The sequence below is a fragment of the Desulfamplus magnetovallimortis genome (assembly GCF_900170035.1).
In the GTDB taxonomy this organism is placed as follows: Bacteria; Desulfobacterota; Desulfobacteria; order Desulfobacterales; family Desulfobacteraceae; genus Desulfamplus; species Desulfamplus magnetovallimortis.
In genome coordinates, this window is the sequence record NZ_LT828540.1 from 1,002,436 (window position 1) to 1,009,183 (window position 6,748).

General features: G+C 42.1%; 6 protein-coding genes and 1 pseudogene. 3 read left to right on the plus strand and 4 right to left on the minus strand.

Features of this window, described 5'->3' with window-relative positions:
* A partial coding sequence (locus tag MTBBW1_RS03945; protein WP_222423974.1) for a DnaJ domain-containing protein occupies positions 1–643 on the plus strand: 643 nt, incomplete at its 5' end.
* A gap of 110 nt (positions 644–753) precedes the next feature.
* On the opposite strand, the gene MTBBW1_RS03950 is transcribed toward MTBBW1_RS03945, so the two are convergent.
* Positions 754–1,149: an iron-sulfur cluster assembly scaffold protein gene (locus MTBBW1_RS03950; protein WP_080799411.1), complete on the minus strand. Its 396-nt coding sequence runs from the start codon at positions 1,147–1,149 to the stop codon at positions 754–756.
* A 302-nt stretch (positions 1,150–1,451) separates the two neighbouring features.
* Here MTBBW1_RS03950 and MTBBW1_RS03955 point away from each other — a divergent pair, with 302 nt between their 5' ends.
* A complete protein-coding gene (locus MTBBW1_RS03955; RefSeq protein WP_080799412.1) occupies positions 1,452–2,468 on the plus strand; it encodes a putative metalloprotease CJM1_0395 family protein in 1,017 nt (338 codons plus the stop codon).
* Positions 2,469–2,636: 168 nt separating this feature from the next.
* Positions 2,637–4,256 (plus strand): B12-binding domain-containing radical SAM protein, encoded by a 1,620-nt coding sequence (locus MTBBW1_RS03960; protein ID WP_080799424.1) that lies wholly within the window; start codon positions 2,637–2,639, stop codon positions 4,254–4,256.
* 180 nt (positions 4,257–4,436) lie between these two features.
* Here MTBBW1_RS03960 and MTBBW1_RS03965 read toward each other — a convergent pair whose 3' ends face one another.
* The 3 genes and pseudogenes from MTBBW1_RS03965 to MTBBW1_RS03975 all read right to left on the minus strand — a co-directional run.
* Positions 4,437–4,988, minus strand: coding sequence for a hydrolase (locus tag MTBBW1_RS03965; RefSeq protein ID WP_080799426.1), 552 nt, complete (start codon positions 4,986–4,988; stop codon positions 4,437–4,439).
* A 146-nt stretch (positions 4,989–5,134) separates the two neighbouring features.
* Positions 5,135–6,043 (minus strand): dihydroorotate dehydrogenase, encoded by a 909-nt coding sequence (locus tag MTBBW1_RS03970; protein ID WP_080799429.1) that lies wholly within the window; start codon positions 6,041–6,043, stop codon positions 5,135–5,137.
* Between the two features lie 231 nt (positions 6,044–6,274).
* Positions 6,275–6,748: pseudogene (locus tag MTBBW1_RS03975) on the minus strand (penicillin acylase family protein); the annotation flags it as partial.

The following is a 6,748-nucleotide window of genomic DNA, read 5'->3' on the forward strand; positions in this document are numbered from 1 at the left end:
AAAAGATATGAGCAACTACTATAAAATACTTTTAGGGCTGATTGGAGCAGCATATTTCATAAGCCCTGTTGATCTGATACCGGATCTGCTGCTCCCCTACCTTGGATGGCTTGATGATGCCATGATAGTCGGACTTATATTTTATTACATTAAGAATGGAAGGCTTCCCAATTTTTTTTACAAAAAACAAAATGCCAAATATTCAGATTTTCAAAAAAAATCTGGTTATAATTTTTCTGAAAACTCTTTTTCAGGAAAGAGTAATTTCAGCTACAACAACGCAAAAACTGAAAATAAAAATGCCCGAAATGATAATCATCAATCTGACAGAACAACCCAGCATAACTATACACGAAACGAAGATAGGCCAGGCACTGGAAACACAGAATATCAAAATAATGGCTCTCACAGAAACAACGACCATAATGAGAGAGAAAAGGCTGCAAAAATCCGTTCACCATATGATGTGCTGGGAGTCAGTGCAGGAGCAAGCAGAGATGAAATTGTTGCAGCTTACAGAAAAGCTGTTAAAGAGTACCATCCTGACAGGGTTGCCCATCTTGGAAAAGATCTTCAGGAGCTTGCTAATCAAAGGTTCATTGAAATCAGGGAAGCATACAATAAGTTGAACAAAAAAGCATGAGCCACCTTAAGTAAACCTTTTTGCATGAGCCACCTTGAGTAAACCTTTTTGCATGAGTCACCTTGAGTAAACCTTTTTGCATGAGTCACCTTGAGTAAACCTTTTTTACACTATTTTTTATAAAGCCCCTTCAATGCAAGATAAAAAGCACCTACTGCCAGTTCAGCACAATGGTTCTCATCCGAAGGCAATGTTTTAAGATAGGAAACTACAGCCTCAGGGGTAATAGATTCCCATGCCTCAGCAACAGTAAGGTTTTCTGCCATCCTTACAACTGTATTTGCACAGGCATTTGTATTCTTGCATCCATCAATGTCATAACATATCTTAACTATTTTCCTGTCAATTTCCTCTGCTTTATCATCTATGACAATAAAAAATTCAACTGTATCTCCACATTCACCAACCCTTTTCCCATACCCATCCGGCTTATCAAGACGCCCGCGAAAATCCATTTTCAATGCCATCTCAAGATACTCCAGTGAGTGCTCCTGCCAAAAATCCATACTTGTTAAACTCCTTTTTGTAAATAAACAGGCATGATTGATTACGTATCAATAACCCCCAAGTATAAAAATGATAGTCATTTTCACGTTAAAATATAAATTGGTTCAAAATTTAAATTGATGCTCTTTTAAAAAAGCCCATTTCAAAAAAATTCAAGCCTTAAATATTTGAATTTATTAACATAACAATCTAACTTTCCGGAATTTTTACTATACTATTAAGGTTAATACTTGCAAAAGCATGTAAAGATTATTATTATATAAGTCGAATCGTAATTATAAGGGGATATTGAGGTGCAGTGATGAATTCAATCAATTCACCATACCAGTCTAACGCAGGCGCTTATAAGACCTACTACCCCCTTGCCGCCAATCAGACCTCAGAGACAGCACCTTCAAGACTCTCCAGAGCATACAATCCATCACCGGTTTCAAATTCCTTTCCTGCATCTGAACTGAAGCAGATTTCCAAAATCACCCCCTCCCTTAATCAGGCATATATTGTCTCTATTACAGGTAGTAACACTGCTGCCTATGGTAATAGTGTTTCCGGTGACAATGGGACTTCCGGCAACAGTGCTATTTATGGAAACAACAGTGCTTCCGGCAGCAATCAATATTCTCCTTTTCATGGGGGGATCAAATCTCCGATTAATTATCCTTTCAGCATAAAGGGAACCGTTTCCAACCAAGCATCTTACGTAAATCAAGGCCACTATATCTCTGATAACGGAGCAGAAAGTACAGGGCAAAACAGAAGCTCCATTGATACCTCCTCATCCTACGGTGAAAATGCAGCAGAGTCTTCCTCCAGTGTGGAGAAGAGTGATAATACGCCCACAGCCCTTACAGATCAAGAGCTTAAATTACTTGAAGAGCTAAAAAATGCAGACACAGAAGTAAGGGCACATGAGATGGCTCATATAGCAGCAGGTGGTCAATATGTAACTTCGGGGGCAAAGCTGGAGTACAGAAAAGGACCTGACGGCAACAACTATGCTGTTGCAGGGGAAGTTTCCATAGACAGCTCACCCATTCCGGGAGATCCCAAGGCAACAGCAGAAAAAATGCGACAGATACAGCAGGCAGCACTTGCGCCTGCATCACCGTCCAGTCAGGACAGAAAGGTTGCATCAAGGGCATCTGCCCTTGCTGCAAAAGCACTTTCCGAGCTTATGATTCAGCAGGTAAAGGAGAGAACATCAGGAAATGAACAGCAGGCCTTTGGTAGCATTAAACAGGCATCTGACAGTTACTCCAGAACTGATAACATACCTATGGAAGAACAGACAAGAAAGAACATCAATATTGCAGCATAATCCCTGTCATCTAAAGCATCACAACACCTTACCCAATTTACCATACCATACCTTCTGAGTGGCTATAATTTAATCCTTGAAATCATTAAAGAAAGGTGTTAATAGTCTCTGCCCTTTGAATTGTGAGGAGCAGAGCTTTTTCATTTTTATTTCAAGGAGTTTGACCCAATGCGTGCCGCCTTTGTTTTTCCACCAAAAGCAGGTGCCACATATATCCCGCTTGGTATTGCATCTCTTGCCCCCTATATTGAGTCCCATGTGCCTGATGCCGAGGTACATCTAATAGATTTAAACATTGCACTCTGGCTTCGTTTGGCATCAAGTGAACCTGAAGGATCAGATCTTATTGCCTTTACCAGAGGGAAAACCGGGCAATTCCTGGACCCAGTGCAAACCAGTTATTATAAAAAAGTATGGGACAGACTGCGGCGCAAAATGACCCTTTTGGGGGAACAGGCCAATTTGTACCTTGCAACGGGTGAAGCAAGCGGTGAGTTTCTCTCCATACTTGACACCCAGATCGAACAGATTCTCGGATTTGAACCCGGACTTATCGGGATATCGGTGCTTTTTCCGGAACAACTCCCTTTTGCTGCCGCACTTGCCCGAGCAGTAAAAAATACACTTGGAGTTAAAGGTATTGATGGGGTAAGGATTGTTTTAGGCGGGGCTATGATGTCAGCTATGCCAGCAACAGAGCTGCTTGAGGCGATTCCAGAAATTGATGCCGTGGTTTGCGGTGAAGGAGAGGAAGCTGCAGCCGCACTCTGCCTCAACAGGCCACATGGTGCAATACCCGGTCTGATCTACAGGGAAGGTAATACAGTCCGTTCCAACATAAAAGCCCAAACTCTTTCATTGAAACAGATTCCGGCTCCTGATTTTTCAAAATTACCTCTTTACGCTTATTTCAATCCTGTTCCGGTACTCCCTGTTCTCTTTTCACGGGGATGCGCCTGGCGACGATGCCGGTTCTGCGCACACAACTTTTCATTTAGCGGGTACCGCAAAAAAGATATCCGTGACTTTGTTGCTGAGATGGCGGATTACACAAGGAGGCTTGGCGTACATCATTTTTATTTTGCCGATGAGTATATTTTACCCAAAGATATGGATGGGATATGCCAGGAAATAATGGCACAGGGGCTTTTTGTTAATTTCCATATCCTTGGCAAGCCCACTGCCGATTGTACAAAGGCAAGGCTTGCACTTTGGTCGGCCGCAGGTTGCCGCTGGATCGGCTGGGGAGTCGAAACCGGCTCTCAGAGACTTCTGGATCTCATCAATAAAGGCACCTGCGTTGGAGATATGGATACCGTAATACACAATTCAGCTTCAGTCGGGATCTCAAACCTTGGGCTTATGATTTTTGGCCTGCCAACATCAACAGAAGCTGACCTGGAGCTGACCATGGATTTTTTATCACGGACGTACAACAGTTTCGGGGGATTGACTGCCAGCGCTTTTGTCCTATTTGAAAAAACCTATTTTGCACGAAATGCCGATCGCTTTGCTATGCATATTGACGAGGCCATGCCCTTGATTTACAGTAACAAAAAAGTGGTCAAAAGTTATAGGCTCAAATTCAGAGAAATAGCTTGGGACGGCTCTTTGAGGACCCCACGCGGAGCTATTGAAGTTGCCCGGTGGCAGCAGTTCAGAAAATGGCTTGGAGACACACCATTCCTTGAACTGCTTCCCACAGAGCATTATCTTATCCATGTATCATCACCAGAGTTTCACATGAAAGAACCCGCACAGGATGTTGCCGAGGCAGAGTCCATTTGACACTCAATAAACATGTAATCAGGTATGATTGATTACAAAACAATCATACCTAAATATAAAAATGATAGTCATTTTCACGGTAAACGGTCATGGGTGTCATCCAGCCACCCCCGAATATGGAAATATGTATCCATTTTCACGGTAAAATACTTTTGTATGATATATGAAAAATGCCGGTAACTATTTGATAACTTTTACCATCTGCCTGAATGCATCCCCTTCTGCTGCTTTCATCAATTCAAAAATAATCATCTCTGTACTTGTTGCAGCACCGCCAGCCTGAACAATTCGTTTGATGCCAAGTTTTTTATTTCCTTTTGTCCGTGAAGATACACAATCAGCCACAACCTGCACTTCAAATCCTGCACCAAGGAGATCCACCGCAGTCTGATAAAGACAGATATGGGTTTCTATACCTGCAACAAGCACCTGTTTTCTGTTAACATCTTTAAATTTTTTCATAAACTCTTCATTTGCACAGCAACTGAAGGTTTTTTTTGCAATTGGAGATACTTCAGGCATAAGCTCTTTCATAAGATCTGCAACTTCAGGAATTGTATTTCCAAGCTTGTCCGGAATCTGCTCCACCCATAGCACAGGAATGTCAAGAATCTTCATACCCCGAATAAGTGTCTGAAGGGCATTGAATAGATCATCTTTTTTATACATAAGTTGAGCAAGTTTTCCTTGAATATCTATCAGGATCAATACGGTATTTTCTTTTGTAAACATAATAAAAAAAACTCCTTTCTCAAAAAGTTGTCTTGAAGTTAACGCCCTTAAGGGGAATTTCCATAACCTCTTGCTTTTGCACGAGATAAAATGGAAATTCCTATACTATGAACATATTGGTTTCACAGCTAATAAAACGGAAATTCCTATACTATTAACCTACCCCTTATATCATTAATGGATTCAAATTTCTTTCTTTTCAAAAATGCACGCAAACCAGAAACTATTCTGCCATGGCAATCAGGATCCACAAGCATTGCTGTTCCTACCTGGACAGCAGTTGCACCTGCAATGATAAATTCAATTGCATCTGTTGCTGTAGCAATACCTCCTATACCTATAACAGGAATTTTGACATTACTTGCAACCTGCCAAACCATTCTGAGTGCCACAGGTTTAATTGCAGGACCTGAAAGTCCTCCTGTTACATTGGCAAGCATGGGAGAAAAGGTTTCGCTGTCAATGGCAAGACCTGTAAGGGTGTTAATAAGTGACACTGAATCTGCTCCGGCATCTTCCACAGCCTGGGCAATCCTTACAATATCAGTGACATTGGGAGAAAGTTTCACCATAACATGCTTTGAGGTGCATTTACGAACCTGATCAACCACCAAACTTGCAGCATCTGGATCAACCCCGAAGGCTGCACCTCCTGCTGATACATTAGGGCATGAGATATTGACTTCAACTCCAGCAATGCCATCTAAAGAGTTGATGGCAGATGCAAGTTCTCCATACTCTTCGACTTTTTTCCCATATATATTTACAAACACAGGAGATTTAAGAGTTTGAAGAAAAGGGAGCTTATCCCGTATAAATGCTTTAAGTCCTACGTTTTCAAGACCTACTGCATTCAAAAGTCCGCAAGGGGTCTCAACCACCCTTGGTAAAGGGTTTCCCGTCGAGGGTTCCAGGGAAAGCCCTTTGACAATAATGCCGCCAATCCGGTCAAAGTTTAAAAGCTCCTTGTACTCAGCAGCATAGCCAAATGTCCCGGACGCCGTCATAACAGGGTTTGCAAGTTTAATATCACCTATCTTAACATCTAATTTCATGGGAAAATCTGACCTGTATAACGTACATGGCTGCTCACAGCCACAATCGAAGAGATGAAAGTCATTTAAAAACAGCTACTTACTCAGTCATATTAAAGGACTCAGGATAAAATAAACGCCCAAGTCTCTCCCCCAACACATTCAGGGAAAAAATTTCGGAACCAGGTAATGGATATTTTTTTAGGGTGAGGTGAATGGGCACGTTATTTAAATCCCATTCCTAAGCTTGTTTCACTGCTTGTTCAAAGGAAATGACCTGTGCTCAAATCCATCATAAACATCCGACATACTGAAAAAATTGGCATCAAATACAGGAGAGCCATCTGCTCCCATCAATATATTACCGGACTCTCCAAGGGGCAGCATGCTCTCTATACGAACAGGGCCTGAACTCCCCATTTCTACACAATGGCCATAGGTGGAGCGCGATGAAGTTGGAATCTGGTGCAGAGTGCCAAGCATTTCGTGGCTGTAGGAGATTTTCCCCCGCTTGTCCGTACCCCAGGGTTTTTCTCCAAGGGCTGCAAGGGCGCTGTCAAGTCCCTTGACAATAATGGCATCCACTGTCTGGGGAGCGGTTTCATCACTTTTGTTGCTGAACCAATCATACTGATTTTTAATGCTGGCATTAAAGATGGGAAGACCATGCAAAAGCATGTTGAACAGTGTCAAGCGTCGTTCTGAGTCCCCAAGTTCATCTTCAAA